This is a genomic window from Actinokineospora sp., assembly GCF_050699995.1.
Taxonomy (GTDB): Bacteria; Actinomycetota; Actinomycetes; order Mycobacteriales; family Pseudonocardiaceae; genus Actinokineospora.
Genome location: NZ_JBOHGC010000265.1, coordinates 1 through 1666, shown reverse-complemented (window position 1 = coordinate 1666; position 1666 = coordinate 1). Strand labels below are relative to the sequence as shown.

Annotated in this window: 1 protein-coding gene; it reads right to left on the bottom strand. The window is 69.2% G+C overall.

Annotated elements, in window-relative coordinates:
- Window positions 1–164: 164 nt before the first annotated feature.
- A complete protein-coding gene (locus ACRDSQ_RS13595) occupies window positions 165–1592 on the bottom strand; it encodes a gamma-aminobutyraldehyde dehydrogenase (RefSeq protein ID WP_431421394.1) in 1428 nt (475 codons plus the stop codon).
- Window positions 1593–1666: the final 74 nt, after the last annotated feature.

Below are 1666 nucleotides of genomic sequence, written 5' to 3'. Positions count from 1 at the left end.
GGGCACGACCGGAGACCACAGTGGACAAGCTGGACCAGGCCGGCAACTCAGCCCTGCCCAACCACCACAACAAGATCAACAACCACGCCGAAGATCAACGCGTCGGCTAACCCACGGATCCAGGCTTAGTAGCCCGACGGGACGTGAACCTGGGCCACCGCCCGTCAGAGGCCGATGTTGTGCATGACGTGCTTGATCCGGGTGTAGTCCTCCAGCCCGTAGACCGAAAGATCCTTGCCGTATCCCGAGTGCTTGAACCCGCCGTGCGGCATCTCGGCGACCAGCGGGATGTGGCAGTTCACCCACACGCACCCGAAGTCCAGCCGCTGGGTCACCCGCATCGCCCGGCCATGGTCGCTGGTCCAGACCGAGGAGGCGAGCCCGTACTCGACATCGTTGGCCCACCGCACAGCTTCGTCCTCGTCCGCGAACCGCTGCACGGTGATGACCGGTCCGAAGATCTCCTGCTGCACCGCCTCGTCGTCCTGCCGCAGTCCGGCCACGACAGTCGGCTGCCAGAAGTACCCTTCCGAGCCGTGCCGTTCGCCGCCCGCCAGGACCCTGGCGTGGTCCGGAAGCCGCGACAGCACCCCGGCGACCCGCTCCAGCTGTCCCGCGTTGTTGAGCGGGCCGTAGAGGACGTCCGAGTCGGTGGGCATACCGACCTTGGTCCCCTTGGCCTGATCAGCCAGCGCCGCCTCGAACTCGTCGGCGATCTCCTCGGCGACGAGCACACGGGTGGCGGCGGTGCAGTCCTGGCCCGCGTTGAAGAATCCGGCGATCGCGATGCCCTCGGCGGCGGCCTCGATGTCGGCGTCGGCGAAGACGATCACCGGCGCCTTTCCGCCGAGTTCGAGGTGGGTGCGCTTGAGGTCTTTCGCCGCTGTCGCGGCGACCTCGTAGCCCGCCCGCGTCGACCCGGTGATCGACACCATCGCGGGCGTCGGGTGGGCCACGATGGCCCGCCCGGTGTCGCGGTCGCCGCAGACGACGTTGAACACCCCCGGCGGGAAGAACTCCGCGGCTATCTCGGCCATCAGCACGGTCGACACCGGGGTGGTGTCGCTGGGTTTCAGCACGACACAGTTGCCCGCGGCCAGCGCGGGCGCGATCTTCCACACCGCCATGAGCAGCGGGTAGTTCCACGGCGTGATCTGCCCGACCACACCCACCGGTTCCCGCCGCACATACGAGGTGTGGCCCGCCATGTACTCGCCCGCGCCGCGGCCCTCCAACAGCCGGGCCGCCCCCGCGAAGAACCGGATCTGGTCCAGCGCCGGGGGAATCTCCTCGGTCCGGGTCAGTGCGACCGGCTTGCCCGTGTTCGCGCACTCGGCGTCGACCAGTTCGGCCGACCGGCGCTCCATCGCGTCGGCGAAGCGCAGCAGCGCCCGTTGCCGTTCGCCCGGCGTGGTGTCGCGCCAGGTCTCGAACGCCCGCGCCGCTGCGGCGTAGGCGAGGTCGACGTCCTTGCCGCCCGACAGCGGCGCCGAGCCGAACACGTCGCCGGTGCACGGGTCGACCAGGTCGGTGCGCCTGCCGTCGGCGGCGTCCACGAGCGCGCCGTCGACGAAGTTCTGTACTTCTCGCACGATCACTCCTTGTCTCAGAGCCGGGTCCACGCCTCGGTCAGCACCCCGCGCAGGATCTGTTCGATCTCGTCGAA